Genomic DNA, 13986 nt, shown 5'->3' with positions numbered 1-13986 from the left:
GAACGCGCCCTCGACGACGCGGGCTGCCGGATCACCGACATCGACCTCGTGCTGGCCGAAGGCGTGGCGCGCAGGGCAGGCGACCGGTTCGAGCTCGACGCGCTCGCGTCGGTGGCGGGGGCTCACCGGGTGGCCGTCGCGGCCCCGAAATCCATATACGGGCACCTGTTCGGCGCCGGATTCGGCACCGACGTGCTCGCCGGCGCGGTGGCGGTCCGGGAGTCCTTCGTCCCGCCGACCGTCGGATTCGAGCGCGGGTATCTGCCTGGCGGTCTGCGGGTGCATCGCCACGCGACCGAACAGACCATTCGCACATTCCTGGTCGTGTCGCATTCCCGCTACGGCAGCTGCCTGGCGATGATCTTCCGCGCGCCGGAGTAACACATTTCCACGAAAGGCCGGTCACATGTCCGAACACACCATGAACAGCATAATCATCGACGCGCCAACGGAATTGGTGTGGTCGATCGCGAACGATCTCGCGCTGTGGCCGCGATTGTTCGCCGACGAGTACGAATCCGTTCGCGTGCTCGAGGCCGTGCCCGACCGGGCCCGCTTCGAGGTGACGACGCATCCGCGCGACGGCAAGCAGTACACCTGGATCTCCGAGCGGTCCATGGATCACGAGCGTCTGGTCGCGACCGCGCGGCGCATCACCCTCGGCCCGTTCCGGTACATGCACATCGCGCACTGGATCACCTCGGACGACGCCGTGTCGCGGCTGACCTGGGTGCAGGATTTCGAGATGCGCGCCGATGCGCCGGTGACGGACACGCAGATGAAGGCGCACATCGACCGGAGCTCGACGGCGAACCTCTTGCGGCACAAGGAGTTCATCGAGGCGAAGGTGGGAGCGCGATGAGCGGGCACGTCGACATCGTGGTGACGGTCCGGGCGCCCCTGGATGAGGTCTGGGCGTTCAGCACCGATCCGTCCCGGTGGGCACGGTCGGGGCACCCCGTGCAGGACTTCCGAACCGACGGCGCGCGAAGCACTTTCACCGTCGAGATGCCGCTGACCGTCGTCGACCGGACGCTGCGCTACCGCGTGGAACGCGTCGCGGACGAGGCGGCCAAGAGCGTCTACAGCCGCCAATTCGACTCTCCCGACCTGCGTTACGGGCATGTGCTGTTCCTGTACACGCCGACCGGGGTCGGTACTCAGCTGCGCTACATCTGCGACTTCGAGGTCATGCCGTCCGCGCCGATCACCGACGAACAGCTGGTCGGCGAACTCACCCGCGGCATGTGCCGCAACCTGGCCGCCACCGCGGACCGGATCGAAGGCCGCACTACCGAAGGGAACACCGATGTCTGAAGCGCGCGAACTCACCGATGCCGTGTGGCTGGCGATCGAGCACGATGAGTTCGACGAGTTGGAGCGACTGTTCGCGCCCGACGCGATCGTGAGCACGAGCGCCGGATCGGGTCGCGGGCGCGAGTACGCGGGCCAGTTGTTCGCCCGGCACAAATCGGGCTACCCCGATCTGCGACGGACCGTGCTCGACGCCGTCGAATCCGCGGACGGCGCCTCGGTGGCGCTGCGCAACGAATTCGTCGCGACCCATCTCGGCGAGTTGCGCGGTCCTTTCGGCACGGTCGCGCCGACCGGTCGACGCCTGTGCTGGCAGTCCTCGGACCATGTGCGCTGTGCCGACGGCTTGATCGTCGAGTGGCACGCGCACTTCGACCGGCTGACCGTCTTGCAGCAGCTCGGCCTGTCGGCGCCGAACGCGACCGACGGCGCGGTGGGCAAGCGGACGGTGACGGCGGTGCTGCGGGAGGTATTCGAGCAGGGCAGGGTCGAGCGGCTCGACGAGTTGCTCAGTCCGGGGTTCGTCAACCATCGCGTTCCGCCGGGGCTCGACAACGGGATCGAGAGCGTGAAACACGTTGTCGCACTGGAGCGTGCGGCGTTCCCCGATCTCGCGTACACCATCGAACACGCGGTGGCCGAGGGGGATATGGTCATCGTCGTCACGCTGGCCGAGGGCACGCATCGCGGCGTGATCTTCGGTGTCGCGCCGACCGGCCAGCGGGTGGCGTGGCGGCAGGTGCACATCGCGCGGATGGAAGGGGAGCGGATGGCCGAGCACTGGGGCGTGTCCGACCTTGCCGCGCTGTGGGTGCAGCTCGGTCGCGCCGAACCGATCGGGGCGGTGCGGTGAGCCGATCTGCGGGATGTGGTGAGCGAGCCCGGAGTACGATCATCGACACCGTCTACTCACGGAATCCCTCATGACTGAACCAAGGAAAACCTGTCTGGTCACCGGGGCGACGAGCGGAATCGGGGAGGCGCTCACCGCGGCGCTGATCGAGCGCGGTTTCCACGTGATCGCCGTCGGCCGTAACAGGGAGCGCGGCGAGGCGCTGCGCGCCCGGTTCGATTCGGACGCGGCGCTCGAGGTTGTCTACGCCGACCTTTCGGTGCTGTCCGAGGTAGCCGATCTCGCCGCGCGGTGCGCCGAGAATCATCCGTCGTTGGACGGCTTGGTCCTGAACGCGGGCGTCGTGCGCCCGCGCCGTGAACTCACCCCCGACGGCTTCGAGACCGACTTCGCGGTCAACTACGTGTCGGGATTTCTGCTGACCCGGCTGCTGCGTGGGCCCCTGACCGCGGCCGGCCACGCTCGCGTCGTCGTCGTCTCGTCCTCGGTGCACAGGCAGGTCAAGGCGCTGGATCTGGTGGCGATGCCGACGGGCGAGGACTTCCACTATCGAAAGACCTACGCCGCGACCAAACTGTTGAACCTGCTGTTCGTCAAGGAGCTGGCTCGCCGCTGGTCGAACACCGGCATCTCGGTGAACGCCGCGGATCCGGGGTTCGTCCGCACCGCTCTCGGCCGCGACGCACCCGGGCTGTTCGGGCTGTTCCTGCGCGCGGCTCGGCCGATCCAGTCCTCTCCCGACACCGCGGCGCGCGGCATCGTTCCGCTCGTCGCCGACGCGGCGATCGACGGCACGGGCGGCTACTACGCCAACGGCAAGCCCGCCAAGGCCAGTTCGAAGGCCGACGACGAGGGCACGGCGGCGGAACTGTGGGATCTGACCACAGACCTGCTGACCGACCATGGCGTGCTTCCCGGACCTTGAACACGCGGCGCGCTCTCGGGTTCCGCGCTCGACGCGGAACCCGAGGGCGGCGCGCCTACTTCGTCGCGAGTCCGAGCTCCGCGATCGCGGTCCGGGTGGCGTCGGCGATGAGCGCGTTGTCGGGCTCGGCGCGCTGCTCGGATTTGCTGGACAGGACGGCGATGACGATGGGCGCGTGGTTGGGCGGCCACGCGACGGCGACGTCCAGTGCGGCGCCGTAGGCGGGCGTTCCGGTCTTGTCGCCGACGGCCCAGTCGGTGGGCAGGCCGGCGCGGATGCGCTTACCACCGGTGGTGTTCGCGAGCAGCCACGTCTTCAGTTGCGCGCGTTCAGGATCGGACAGGACGTCGCCGACGATGAGGGCGCGGTAGTCGGCGGCCAGGGCGGCGGGCACGGTGGTGTCGCGCTCGTCGCCGGGGACGGCGGTGTTCAGCTCGGTCTCCCAGCGGTCCAGTCGCGTGCTGGTGTCGCCGAGGGACCGGACGAACGCGGTGAAGCCCTCCGGGCCGCCGAGCAGTTTCAGGATCTGGTTGCCCGCGGTGTTGTCGGAGAGGGTGATGGCGGCCTTGCACAGCTCCGCGACGGTCATCCCGGTGTCGACGTGTTTCTCCGTCTCCGGTGAGTTGTCGACGAGGTCGGTGCGCGAGTAGTGGATCACCTGATCGAAGAAGCCCGACGCGATCGGGTGCTCACGCAGCAGGGCGCCGCAGGCGATGCCCTTGAACGTGGAGGCGATCGGGAAACGTTCGCCCTCGCGATAGGCGACGCTGCGGCCGGTGCCGGTGTCGATCGCGTACACGCCCAACCGGGCGCCCGCCTTCGTCTCCAGATCGGTGAAGGATCGCGGGGCGGCCGCGGCGGCGCTCGTCGCGGCCGGGGTCGTCGGGTCGGCGGTCTTGCCGGACTCGGCATCGCACGCCGCGGCCAACGACAGCGCGGAGACCGCGAGGAGCGCGGCGAGACCTCGCCTGCGGAGGGACTGGGCTCGGTGGGTGATGGCTGCGATGTTCACCGCCTCAGCACACCAGCGATACCGCGCCGCAGACCAATAGCCGACCGTCGCACCGGCGAGTCGGCCTGCGTATCGTCGCAGGTCATAGGCGTGGAAGGGGCCGGGTAACCGGATCGCTGCCCGGCAGCGCCGCAGTCTTGTCGAACTCGGCTGGTTCAATGGCCGCATGGATCTGGTCCGCCACCTTCGCTTCTTCGTCGCCGTCGCCGACGAGGGGCATTTCGGCCGGGCGGCGGCCGCGCTGGAGATGACCCAGCCGCCGCTGTCGCAGGGCCTGCGGCGGCTCGAACAGCAGCTGGGGGTCGAGCTGATCCACCGCACCCGGCAAGGCGCGATGCTCACCTCGGCGGGTCTGCAACTGCTGCCCCGTGCGCGGCTGCTCGTGGACGACGCGGAGCAGTTGCTGGCCGAGTCGCAGCGGATCGCGAACGCGCGCGGCGCGGTGCACTGGGCGGTCACCGCGGCATTGCCGGACCGGATGATCACCGCCTGCGTGACCGCGCTGTGCGCGACGGTCGGCGCGGGCGCGGCGGTGTCGACCACGGTCGGCACGACCGTCGACCTCGTCACCGATATGCGGGCGGGACTGTACGACGTCGCGGTGGTCGAGCACCCGGCACTCATCGACGGCCTCGCGACCGGGCCGGTCGTCAAGGTGCCGCGCTGGCTGGTCGTGCCGTCGGGGCATCGCGTCGCCGTCGCCGAGCGTCCGACCTTTCCGATGCTGGCCGGGCTCACGTTCGCCCATCCGCCGCGCGCGGCCAACCCGCCCGCCTTCGACACGGTGCTGGATCTCCTACGCGAGCGCGGGCTGGACGCGCCCACCGTGGTCGCGCGCGACGACCGGGCACTGCTCGCCGCGGTGGCCGCGGGCACGACCTTCGGACTCACCGCGTCACCGCCCGCGTCGGCGCCGGGGGTCACCTGGTTGCGTATGGCTCCGCAGGCAATAGCGTTGCGGCTGCGTGTGATTCGTCGTCCAGAGGCCGAGGCCCAGGCCGACGCCGTCGATCGAGTGCTGTACCGGGAGCGACTGCGATGAACACGACCGCGCGCGCCGACGCGACACAGGAGACGGCGGTCGGCCGCATCCGCGCTGTTTTCGCCGACGCCGGCTGCACCGGCTGGCTGCACGCGCGCCGCTGCGACGAGACTGCCGCCGAGATCTGCGTCGACGGCCACGCCCGCGTGGTCACGGCCTCGGTCTACAAGTTGCCGCTGTTCGTGGCGTTCTGCCGGTTCGTCGACGCCGGGCGCATCGATCCCACCGCGCGGCTCACGGTGCACCCCGCCGACTGCACGCCGGGGCCGACCGGCCTTGCGGCGCTGCGTGATCCGGTGACGCTCAGCCGCCGCGACCTGGCGCAGTCGATGATGACGGTGTCCGACAACGCGGCCGCCGATGTGCTGCTCGGCGAGGTCGGCCTCGCCGCCGTCGACGAACTGCTCACCGAGCTGGGGCTCACCGAGACCCGGGTGGTCGGCGGCACCGCCGACATGCACGACAGCCTGGTCCGCGACACCGACACCCACACCACCGCGGAGGCGTTCGCCGCGCTGGCCGACAACGACGCGGCCTGGTCGGTCTCCGCCTACGACCCCTCCTACGCCAGCGCGACGACGCCCGAGGAGATGACCCACTTCCTGCGCGCCGTGTGGACCGGCGCCGTGCTGTCGAGCGAGCAGACCGAGTACGTGAAAACCGTGATGCGCCACCAGGTCTGGCCGCATCGCATCGCCGCCGCCTTCCCGCACGGAAACGTGTCCGTCGCCGGCAAGACCGGCACCATCGGCGTGATCCGCAACGAGGTCGCCGTGGTCGAGTTCCCCGGCGAACACCCCGTCGCCGTCGCCGTCTTCACCCGCGCCGCCCGCACCAACCCCCACCTCCCCGTAGTAGACGCCGCCATAGCCGAAGCCGCCCGCATAGCCGTCACGGAACTCCGCCGCCCCCTACTGAACTCGCCCGACGACTGACCCACGCCCGCCGTCCCGAGCTCCGTACGGTCCACGGCACCGGGCGGTGGTTAGCGTGGGCGAATGGAGTTGCGACAGTTGCGGTACTTCCTCGCAGTGGCCGAGGAGCGCAATGTGACCCGGGCGGCGGAGGCGGTGGGGATCAGGGCGACGTCGTTGAGTCAGCAGATCATCGCGCTGGAGCGGGAGTTGGGGGCGGCGTTGTTCGTGCGTGGCGCCGGAGGGATGACGCCGACGCGAGCCGGGACGCGGTTGGTGGGGCACGCGCGGGAGGTGGTGGAGGCGGCGCGACGGGCGCGGGAGTCGGTGCGGCCACCGGGATTACGGCTGGCCGTGACGCCCGGTGCGCCGCCGTGGTGTGCGGCGGCGCTGTGGCGGGCGGCGGGTGAAACGGCTCCGGAGATCGCGGACGCGCAGACGGCCGAGCAGTTGACTCGGCTGCGCGAGGGCGTGCTGGACGCCGGTGTGCTGCTGCTGCCCGCCGACCTGTCGGGCCTGAGCCATGCGCCGGTCGAGGACGCGGAGTTGGGTGTGGTGGTGGCCGACGATCACGCCTTGGCCGGGCGAAAGGTGGTGCGCTGGGCGGACTTGGACGGTTGCGCGCTGCTGTGGTTCGCGCGGTCGTCGGCGCCGGGCTATTACGACGCGATCCGCGAGACATGGACGCGGGCTGGTTGGCAACCGGTCGCTGTGCACGAGAGCGCGCCGCGCCGAGCGCTTTTCCGCGCCGAACTCGCACACGGCGAGAACGTCGTCGCGCTACGGCCGAAGTGGGACGTGCGTCCAGCGGAGGGCTTGTCCTGGTTGCCGTTCGCCGCCGACGCACCGCGCATCCGTTACGCGCTGGCATGGAACGCGGCCGATCCGAACGCCACGCGCTACCGCGCCATAGCCACTGACCTGGCGACGGAGGCACGGCCGCACACCCATCCGGCCAAGCCTCGTGGACAGGACCGCCGCTGATCCGTTCTGCTGGAGTCGGACCGAGCCACCCCGGCGCGGCCGAAGCACACAGAACGGAGCTGACACCGAATGGCGCTCACCGCATGGGGATTCATCTACACCGCACCCGGCAGCGACCCCGACCACGAGACGGTCGTCGAAACCCCGGACTGCCGCACCGTTTTCGTCGGCGTGGATCACCCCGAGCAAGCCATCCCGGCGGCCCACCGCCTCGTCGCGAACGGCGCACAACTCATCGAACTATGCGGCGGATTCGGCCCGATATGGACCGCCCGGGTAATCGAGGCGATAGGGGGAGCCGTCCCGGTAGGCGCCGTCGCCTACGGAACCGAAGCCATCGACCAGGTACACGCGATCTTCGCTTGACGCGGCGACATTCATCCGGTCGAGTCCGCGCTGCGGGCGTACTGGCCCGGCGTGGTGCCGAGGATGCGTTTGAAGTGGCGGGTCAGGTGCGGCTGGTCGTGAAAACCGCTGGCTGCGGCCACATCTCGAGCCGGCATGCCGCTCAGCAGGAGGGGCCGGGCGTGATCTACTCGGCGGGAGATCAGGTACTGGTGCGGGGGCATGCCGAACTCGCGGCTGAACGCGCGGATGAGGTGGGTGGGGTCGGCATGCAACACCGCCGCTGCTTCGGTGAGCGAGAGGCCTTCGACGATGCGGGAATCGAGCAGGTGGCGCAGGCGGTGGGCCAAGCCGGGGTCGGCGTGCCGAGGCTGAGGATCGGTGCCGCGCAACAGGTCGCGTAGGCGATCGTGGATCAAAGTAAGGCGACTGGCGGCTTCGAGCTCGTCGCCGGGGTGGTCGAGGACGGCGTGTAGCCGGCGCACGCGGCGGTGCAGCAGGGGATCGGTGAAGGTGGGGGTGTCCACGGCGCGGCCGATCATCGCCTCGGAGAGGCCGGCGTGGTCGAGGTACAGCACGCGCTTGCGAAACCCGTGCTCGGTCGCGGCCTGGCCGTTGTGCGGAACATGCGGGGGAAGCAGCGAGACCACGGAGCCGAGGACGCCGTGTTCGTGCCGGTCGAGGTCGTAGCGGACCGCGCCGTCGTCGACGATCAGCAAAGTCCAGGAGTCGTGGGCGTGCATGGGGTAGACGTGCCCGATGAAGCGGGCGTGGAAGACCTCGGCGATGCCCGGCACCCGCGGCCGCCAGGCTCTGACCTGCTCGACCACCGGGGCAACCATGCCAGGATCGTACAAGCCTCGGCGGACCGGTCGGCGGCAGAGTCATCGGCATGGAGAACGTGCGATTCGACACCAAGATCGCGGTACTGCTGCGCGACGACCTACCGACCTGGCAGCGGCTGAATGTGACGGCCTTTCTGGTCAGCGGCCTGGGCACCGCGCAGCCGGAGGTGATCGGGGACCCCTACGAGGACGCGGACGCGGTGACCTACCTCCCGATGTTCCGCCAGCCCGTGCTCGTCTTCGAGGGCGGCAAGGAGGTGCTGCGCGGCGCACATAGCAAGGCCCTGTCGCGCGGGCTGCGGACGGCGGTGTTCACCTCCGACCTGTTCAGCACCGGGAACGATCGCGACAATCGCGCGGCCGTGCGGGCGGTGGGCACCGACGCTCTCGACGTGGTCGGCCTCGCCGTGTACGGACCGCGCAACGTCGTGGACAAGGTTCTCAAAGGTTCTCGAATGCATCCGTGAACGCGAGGGCCGACGCGGCGTGGGGCGCCTCGAACCAGCGGTTTCGTTGCGAGAATCGGGCAATGGCCACGCCCGAGGAGCCACCGTCGCACGGCGCGGGATCACCCGACGGCGCACGGCCGCGCCGGGGTCGGCGGTTGCTGGCCGGCGGAGAGCGGTTGACCCAGCGCGGCGTGGCCCTGGTGCGGCACGCGGCCCGCGCCGACGGCGCTTACGAATCCGGCCTGACCGCGCTCGTGCGGGCGACCGTCGCGAACTTCGCCACCGACGCCGCCATCGCGGTGGCGCTGGCCAACACGTTGTTCTTCGCCAGCCCGGCCACCCAGTCGCGGGTGAACGTCGCGCTGTACCTCTTGATGACGGTCGCGCCGTTCGCGGTGATCGCGCCGGTGATCGGCCCGCTGCTCGACCGGTTGCAGCGCGGTCGGCGCCTCGCGCTGGCGACGACCTTCGGGCTGCGGGTCCTCGTCGCGATCGGGCTGATCTTCAGCCTCGACGGCTGGGCCTTGTATCCGCTGGCGCTGGGCAGCATGGTGCTGAGCAAGTCGTTCTCCGTGCTGAAAAGCGCTGTGACACCGCGGGTTCTGCCGCCGGGCATCGATCTGGTGCGCACCAACTCGCGGTTGACGGTGTTCGGCTTGGTCGGCGGCTCGATCGTCGCCGGCGGCCTCGCCGCGGCGGCCGCGCTGGTTTTCCACTCCACCGGGGCCCTCGTGGTCGCGGCTCTGTTGGCGGCCGCGGGCGCGTTCCTGAGCCTGCGCATTCCGCCGTGGGTGGAGGTCACCGAGGGCGAAACGCCCACCACCCTGAGTGACCGGAGAACGCGAACACCGCAGGCTCCGATCGGGTCGCTGCGCCCGCGCGCGTGGCAGCCCTTGGGCCGCCCGGTCATCGCCGGACTCTGGGGCAATGGAGCGATCCGGGTCCTGACCGGCTTCCTCACCTTCTATATCGCGTTCGTGGCGAAGTCCAGCGACGAAACCGCGTTCCGGCAGGCGCTCATGCTCGCGGCCGCGGGCGCGGCGGCCGGGGTCGGCAACTTCACCGGCAACTTCGTCGGCGCGCGCCTGGCGCTCGGCCGACCCGCCGCGATCATCCTGTCCTGCACCGGCGCCTGCCTGGCCATCACGATCGTGGCCGCGGTGCAGAACGGTCCGCTGGGCGCGGTCCTGGCCACCCTGGTCGCGTCGGCGTCCACGGCCCTGGCCAAGGTGTCGCTCGACGCCTCGATCCAGGACGATCTGCCACCGGAGTCGATCGCCTCCGGCTTCGGACGAACGGAGACCGTCCTGCAACTGGCGTGGGTCCTCGGCGGCGCGCTGGGCGTGCTGCTGCCCACGGTATTTCGCACCGGTTTCACCGTCGTCGCCGTCGTGCTGGCGCTCGCCCTGCTGCAATCGGCGCTCACCTACCGCGGTCACTCGATGCTGCCCCGCCTGGGCGGTCGCCGCCCCGAACTGCCGAAAGCCACCGCGCGGGTGGATCGCCCATCGCAAGAGCGATAGTCACACACCACCGCGATGAAGCTCCGCGCCGGCGATCGGAAGCAGACGCTACGTCAGAAGCCGTGAAAGTACATGTGCACCTGCGGATCAGCGGAGGCGGACAGCTCCGATGTCGTCCCGGTGGCGAGAACTCGTCCGCTGCTCATGATCACCAGCCGGTCGGCGTAACCGGTGGCGACGAGCAAGGGAACATCGTGGGTGATGACGAGCAGCGCGGCACCGGTATCGGCATACTCCCGCAACGACTTCCACACCGCGAAGGCGGTGCCCTGATCCAGTGACGCGGTCGGGCTGTCCGCGATCAGCACGTCCGGCGCGGTGAGCAGGGCAGCGGCGATGGCGGCCCGCTGGATCTGCCCCGCCGAGTTATGTTGCGGCAGAAGGTCCATGGCGTCGGAAGGGTAATAGGCAGCGGCGCAGGCCTGTTCGACGCTCCACGCCCGATGCCGCCGCGCCAGGCTCCGAAGTTGTTCGCCGACAGTACGATCCGGGGTGAAGGCGTCGATGCCCGCCTGCGGGACGTATCCGACTCGGCCATCGACCAAGACCGCACCGCTGCTCCGGGCGGTTTCGGGCAGGCGCCCGGTGAGGGCGTACGCGATCATCGTCTTACCGTCACCGGGCCCGCCGAGCAATGCCGTGATCTGCCCGGCGGGCACCCGCACATCCACCTCCTCGAGCACGGTGCCGCGCCAGCGGCCGGTGTCGATGTCGACGGTGAGGGAACGCAGTTCGACTGTCACCCGAACAGTGTCGCCTGTCAGGGATGGACGACGGCCATCCAGATCGGTTCGGAACGGTTGTGCAAGGCCGCGATCGCGGTGTCGATGTCGGTGAGCGAGAAGTGATGGGTGATGAGATCCTCGGCCTCGAGTGCCCCGGTGCGCAGCAGGTCGAGGACCGCGTCGGTATCGGTGCGGGTGCAATTGCGTGTTCCGACAACGCGTTTGCACCCGTGCATGAGCTCGCCGAGCGACATCGGGAAGGTCTCGCGGTTGCCGCCCATGTGCACGAGGGTGCCCCCGGTGGCCAGTGCGGCGGCGGCCTGCCCGCTGCCGGCGCCGCCGGGGAGGTAGTCGAGCACGGCGTCCGCGCCATCCGGCGCGAGGTCGAGGATGCGCCGGGTGAGCGCGCCGGAGTCGGCCCAGTCGCCGAGGTCGTCGAGGGCGACCGTGTCGACGGGCGGCAGGCCGGAGAGCTTGCCGACCGCCGCCAGCCGCTCCGCGGAGCGGCCGACCAGGATCAGCCGCGCGACCCCGAACGACCGGGCGAGCCGGGCCGTCGCGGTGCCCATGGTTCCGGTCGCCGCGGTGATGACAATCGTTGCGCCGAGCGGCAATTCGGCACAGCGCAGGGCGCGCATGGCGTTGCCGAAGTCGTGCACCTTGGCGGCGACGTCGAAGGAGACCGAGTCGGGCAGCGGGTCGAGCATCCAGTGCGGGACGCGGACGTACTCGGCGAGCCCGCCGTCGTGGTAGCGGCGATAGAGGTCGAGGGTGCCGGTGCCGAAGGCGGCGTGGCCGATCATGCCTGTCTCGGCGCACATCTGCTCGCGGTCGGTGCGGCAGTAGCGGCAGCTGCGGCAGGTCAGGGTGGCGTGCACGCGCACGCGCCGCCCGGCCAGTGCCGGGTCCACCTCGTCGCCGAGTTCGGTGACGGTGCCGGCGATCTCGTGACCCGGCGTGGTGGGCAGGTGCCGAAACTTGCCGTGGGCCAGCAGTTTCGTGATGCCGGGGGCCAGCCCGGCGGCGGCGACGCGGACCAGCACGTCCTGCGGTCCCGGGCGGGGGACCGGGATCCGTTCCACCGTAAGGCCGCCGGTGGCGGAGCCGGCGCGCACGGCGAGCATGTCGGTCATCGGGCAACCTCCTCGCGCAGCCGGGCGATCTGCGAAAGATCCACCGGTGTGGCGTGTTTCGTGGTTTCGGCGATCTGCGGCAGGTCCAGCGCGGAGGTCACGGTCACATGTGCGCTCGGACTCGCGTGTAGCGAGGTGAAGGCGACGCCGACGGGAATGCGGACGAAGTCGCCGGGCACCAGATGCACCGTGCCCCGCTGGGTCACGAGGGTGCGCTCGCCGTCGAGCTGGTACTGGATCTCCTGTGCGTTGCGGATGCGCCGGTAGACGCGGCCGTCGGAGGCGGGCGCGTAGACCCGGCCGATGTGCACGTGCGCGGAGGTGTAGAGCGCGGTGTTGCCGGTGGCGTCGAGGGGCGGCCGCAGGATGTGCAGCCGCTCGGTCTCGGACTTGGCCTGTTCGAGCAGGGTCAGCTCGTCGACCGGCGCCATGACGATGTCGTGTCCGGTGCCGCCGAGACACTCGGTGATCAGTTCGTTGGTCACGGCGGGCGCCCAGCCGTCGAACGGCGGAATGACCACCTCCGACGTGTGGGCCGCGGGCAGCGCCTCGGCGACCGGCGCGGGGATGTAGAACAGCACGTGGATGTCCTGGCGACCGTAATTGTCGTGCGCGCAGCCGACCGGCAGGCGACTGAAATCGCCGGGATGCAGGTCGACGGTGCCGAGATCGGTCATGAGCGTGCGCACGCCGGTGACCTGATAGGAGATCTCGTCGACGTCGCAGTTGCGGTGATAGAACGGCTGACGGTTGTTCATCGTCTGCCACTCCAGCCGCATGAACTCGCTCTCGTAGACCGCCCGCGGATGCGCGAAGGGCTGGTCGATGTATTCGGGCGGGAAGTGCACCGCCTCGATCGGCGGCTGGTCGCGGTGGCGTTTCCGGCCGTCGGGGGACGGAATCGGTTCGGCGAGCAACAGGTCTTCGCGGCGTTCGAAGACGCGGGGCGGCTGATCGAAGGGGAAGGCCTCGAAACGCTCCTGCACGGTGGACATATCGTTCCTTTCGAACGAGAGATGGTCAGAGGTAACCGTTTTCGCGGTAGTAGGCTTCGGCGCCGGGGTGCAGCGCGACCGGCAGGTCCCTGCCCAGGGCGCGCATGTCGACGGGGCTGGTGAGCGGCCGGGTGGGGCCGGTGAACCGGCTCGAAATGGCGTGCTGCTGTTCGTCTATCGCGCGGATGGCGAGGTAGGCGAGTTCGTCGGGCAGGTCCGCCGCGCAGTAGAGGATCCAGCCGGAGAAGTCGAGGGTGGGCACGTCCTCGTCGAGCCCGCGCAGCCGGCCGCGCTCGAGCACGCCCGGTGGCATGCCGAGGGCGGCGCAGTGCGCGAGCACCTCGTCGTCGATCGGCAGGAAACGCAGGTCGTAACGTTCGGTGAGGTTCTTCCAGCGCATCGTCATGATCGCCTCGTCGAACACGGCGTCGAAGCTCGGATCGGCGGGCACGGCGTCGGGGGAGTTCTGCGACCGCGGCCGGTCGTGCAGCAACTGCCCGCCCCAACTCTCCAGGTCCTCCTGGGTGAAGCCGTAGCGGCCGAGCACCTCGTCGATCACCCACCGGGCGGGGTGCCCCATCTCCCGGTGCGGCATCGAGATCTTCAGCGGCAGTTGCCTTTCCGCGATGTCCCGCAGCGACGTGATGCCGGTCTCCGCGCGCACCGCCAGGGCCAGCCGATCGTCGTGGGCGAACGCGGCCAGCGCTCGCACCGGCAATGGTCGCGAGTAGGGGCCGCGCCCCTCGAACGCCATCCGCAGATTCCACGACGGTGTCGTGATGCCCATTTGATAGTGCCCCTCGGCGACGAGGCGCGGGCCGTCCATGCCGAGCGCGGCCGGGGGCGTCCCGGTGACGGCGGCGATGGTGGTGCCCTCGGGCAGCGGGCTGCCGTAGCCGCCCATCCCCGTTGGCGATCAGGCTGCCG

At 70.1% G+C, this 13986-nt stretch carries 16 protein-coding genes and 1 pseudogene; 11 read left to right on the top strand and 6 right to left on the bottom strand.

The window, feature by feature from the left end; translation table 11 throughout:
- The 5 genes and pseudogenes from ON39_RS36880 to ON39_RS36860 all read left to right on the top strand — a co-directional run.
- Positions 1 to 381 (top strand): annotated as a pseudogene (locus ON39_RS36880) (hypothetical protein); the annotation flags it as partial.
- A gap of 40 nt (positions 382 to 421) precedes the next feature.
- Positions 422 to 862 carry an SRPBCC family protein gene (locus ON39_RS36875; RefSeq protein ID WP_157195588.1) on the top strand — a complete coding sequence of 147 codons (441 nt, stop codon included), beginning with the start codon at positions 422 to 424 and terminating at the stop codon, positions 860 to 862.
- Complete coding sequence (locus ON39_RS36870) at positions 859 to 1317, top strand: SRPBCC family protein (protein WP_040741055.1); 459 nt, start codon at positions 859 to 861, stop codon at positions 1315 to 1317. The genes ON39_RS36875 and ON39_RS36870 overlap by 4 nt, the downstream gene beginning before the upstream one ends.
- Positions 1310 to 2167 carry an ester cyclase gene (locus tag ON39_RS46390; RefSeq protein ID WP_051187577.1) on the top strand — a complete coding sequence of 286 codons (858 nt, stop codon included), beginning with the start codon at positions 1310 to 1312 and terminating at the stop codon, positions 2165 to 2167. The genes ON39_RS36870 and ON39_RS46390 overlap by 8 nt, the downstream gene beginning before the upstream one ends.
- A gap of 70 nt (positions 2168 to 2237) precedes the next feature.
- A complete protein-coding gene (locus ON39_RS36860) occupies positions 2238 to 3092 on the top strand; it encodes an SDR family NAD(P)-dependent oxidoreductase (RefSeq protein WP_051187576.1) in 855 nt (284 codons plus the stop codon).
- 55 nt (positions 3093 to 3147) lie between these two features.
- On the opposite strand, the gene bla is transcribed toward ON39_RS36860, so the two are convergent.
- Complete coding sequence (bla, locus tag ON39_RS36855; protein ID WP_211336243.1) at positions 3148 to 4104, bottom strand: class A beta-lactamase; 957 nt, start codon at positions 4102 to 4104, stop codon at positions 3148 to 3150.
- A gap of 166 nt (positions 4105 to 4270) precedes the next feature.
- Between bla and ON39_RS36850 the strand changes: the two genes are divergently transcribed.
- The 4 genes from ON39_RS36850 to ON39_RS36835 all read left to right on the top strand — a co-directional run bounded on the left by ON39_RS36850 (position 4271) and on the right by ON39_RS36835 (position 7410).
- Complete coding sequence (locus ON39_RS36850) at positions 4271 to 5146, top strand: LysR family transcriptional regulator (RefSeq protein ID WP_040741053.1); 876 nt, start codon at positions 4271 to 4273, stop codon at positions 5144 to 5146.
- Complete coding sequence (locus ON39_RS36845; protein ID WP_051187575.1) at positions 5143 to 6081, top strand: serine hydrolase; 939 nt, start codon at positions 5143 to 5145, stop codon at positions 6079 to 6081. The genes ON39_RS36850 and ON39_RS36845 overlap by 4 nt, the downstream gene beginning before the upstream one ends.
- Before the next feature lie 63 nt (positions 6082 to 6144).
- On the top strand, positions 6145 to 7044 hold the full coding sequence (locus ON39_RS36840; RefSeq protein ID WP_063713441.1) for a LysR family transcriptional regulator: 900 nt from the start codon (positions 6145 to 6147) through the stop codon (positions 7042 to 7044).
- Between the two features lie 69 nt (positions 7045 to 7113).
- Positions 7114 to 7410, top strand: a complete 297-nt coding sequence (locus ON39_RS36835; protein ID WP_040741051.1) for a DUF6506 family protein — start codon at positions 7114 to 7116, stop codon at positions 7408 to 7410.
- A gap of 11 nt (positions 7411 to 7421) precedes the next feature.
- Here the strand turns inward: ON39_RS36835 and ON39_RS36830 are convergent, their stop codons facing one another.
- The gene (locus tag ON39_RS36830) at positions 7422 to 8231 is read right to left on the bottom strand and encodes an AraC family transcriptional regulator (protein WP_040741050.1); all 810 of its coding nucleotides are present in this window, start codon (positions 8229 to 8231) and stop codon (positions 7422 to 7424) included.
- Positions 8232 to 8281: 50 nt separating this feature from the next.
- Here ON39_RS36830 and ON39_RS36825 point away from each other — a divergent pair, with 50 nt between their 5' ends.
- Positions 8282 to 8701 (top strand): DUF2000 domain-containing protein, encoded by a 420-nt coding sequence (locus ON39_RS36825; RefSeq protein WP_040741049.1) that lies wholly within the window; start codon positions 8282 to 8284, stop codon positions 8699 to 8701.
- A gap of 62 nt (positions 8702 to 8763) precedes the next feature.
- On the top strand, positions 8764 to 10206 hold the full coding sequence (locus tag ON39_RS36820; RefSeq protein ID WP_051187574.1) for an MFS transporter: 1443 nt from the start codon (positions 8764 to 8766) through the stop codon (positions 10204 to 10206).
- A 53-nt stretch (positions 10207 to 10259) separates the two neighbouring features.
- On the opposite strand, the gene ON39_RS36815 is transcribed toward ON39_RS36820, so the two are convergent.
- Genes ON39_RS36815 through ON39_RS36800 form a run of 4 tightly spaced genes read right to left on the bottom strand, consistent with a single transcriptional unit; the run spans position 10260 to position 13963 of the window.
- Positions 10260 to 10949, bottom strand: a complete 690-nt coding sequence (locus ON39_RS36815) for an ATP-binding cassette domain-containing protein (RefSeq protein WP_040741048.1) — start codon at positions 10947 to 10949, stop codon at positions 10260 to 10262.
- Positions 10950 to 10966: 17 nt separating this feature from the next.
- The gene (locus tag ON39_RS36810; protein WP_040741047.1) at positions 10967 to 12064 is read right to left on the bottom strand and encodes an alcohol dehydrogenase catalytic domain-containing protein; all 1098 of its coding nucleotides are present in this window, start codon (positions 12062 to 12064) and stop codon (positions 10967 to 10969) included.
- Positions 12061 to 13059 (bottom strand): cupin domain-containing protein, encoded by a 999-nt coding sequence (locus tag ON39_RS36805; protein ID WP_040741046.1) that lies wholly within the window; start codon positions 13057 to 13059, stop codon positions 12061 to 12063. Before ON39_RS36805 ends, ON39_RS36810 begins: the two co-directional genes overlap by 4 nt.
- A 25-nt stretch (positions 13060 to 13084) precedes the next feature.
- Positions 13085 to 13963 carry a TAXI family TRAP transporter solute-binding subunit gene (locus tag ON39_RS36800; protein WP_051187573.1) on the bottom strand — a complete coding sequence of 293 codons (879 nt, stop codon included), beginning with the start codon at positions 13961 to 13963 and terminating at the stop codon, positions 13085 to 13087.
- Between the last annotated feature and the right edge of the window lie 23 nt (positions 13964 to 13986).

This window comes from Nocardia tenerifensis NBRC 101015, assembly GCF_000308715.1.
In the GTDB taxonomy this organism is placed as follows: domain Bacteria; phylum Actinomycetota; class Actinomycetes; order Mycobacteriales; family Mycobacteriaceae; genus Nocardia; species Nocardia tenerifensis.
Note: the sequence above shows the minus strand (reverse complement) of the source record. Positions and strands in the feature narration are given on the sequence as shown.

Excerpts from the sequence above, each read along its gene's own strand:
- ON39_RS36875 (WP_157195588.1), top strand. The coding sequence starts at position 422 with ATGAACAGCATAATCATCGACGCGCCAACGGAATTGGTGTGGTCGATC.
- ON39_RS36870 (WP_040741055.1), top strand. The coding sequence starts at position 859 with ATGAGCGGGCACGTCGACATCGTGGTGACGGTCCGGGCGCCCCTGGAT.
- ON39_RS46390 (WP_051187577.1), top strand. The coding sequence starts at position 1,310 with ATGTCTGAAGCGCGCGAACTCACCGATGCCGTGTGGCTGGCGATCGAG.
- ON39_RS36860 (WP_051187576.1), top strand. The coding sequence starts at position 2,238 with ATGACTGAACCAAGGAAAACCTGTCTGGTCACCGGGGCGACGAGCGGA.
- ON39_RS36850 (WP_040741053.1), top strand. The coding sequence starts at position 4,271 with ATGGATCTGGTCCGCCACCTTCGCTTCTTCGTCGCCGTCGCCGACGAG.
- ON39_RS36845 (WP_051187575.1), top strand. The coding sequence starts at position 5,143 with ATGAACACGACCGCGCGCGCCGACGCGACACAGGAGACGGCGGTCGGC.
- ON39_RS36840 (WP_063713441.1), top strand. The coding sequence starts at position 6,145 with ATGGAGTTGCGACAGTTGCGGTACTTCCTCGCAGTGGCCGAGGAGCGC.
- ON39_RS36835 (WP_040741051.1), top strand. The coding sequence starts at position 7,114 with ATGGCGCTCACCGCATGGGGATTCATCTACACCGCACCCGGCAGCGAC.
- ON39_RS36830 (WP_040741050.1), bottom strand. The coding sequence starts at position 8,231 with ATGGTTGCCCCGGTGGTCGAGCAGGTCAGAGCCTGGCGGCCGCGGGTG.
- ON39_RS36825 (WP_040741049.1), top strand. The coding sequence starts at position 8,282 with ATGGAGAACGTGCGATTCGACACCAAGATCGCGGTACTGCTGCGCGAC.
- ON39_RS36820 (WP_051187574.1), top strand. The coding sequence starts at position 8,764 with ATGGCCACGCCCGAGGAGCCACCGTCGCACGGCGCGGGATCACCCGAC.
- ON39_RS36810 (WP_040741047.1), bottom strand. The coding sequence starts at position 12,064 with ATGACCGACATGCTCGCCGTGCGCGCCGGCTCCGCCACCGGCGGCCTT.
- ON39_RS36805 (WP_040741046.1), bottom strand. The coding sequence starts at position 13,059 with ATGTCCACCGTGCAGGAGCGTTTCGAGGCCTTCCCCTTCGATCAGCCG.
- ON39_RS36800 (WP_051187573.1), bottom strand. The coding sequence starts at position 13,963 with ATGGGCGGCTACGGCAGCCCGCTGCCCGAGGGCACCACCATCGCCGCC.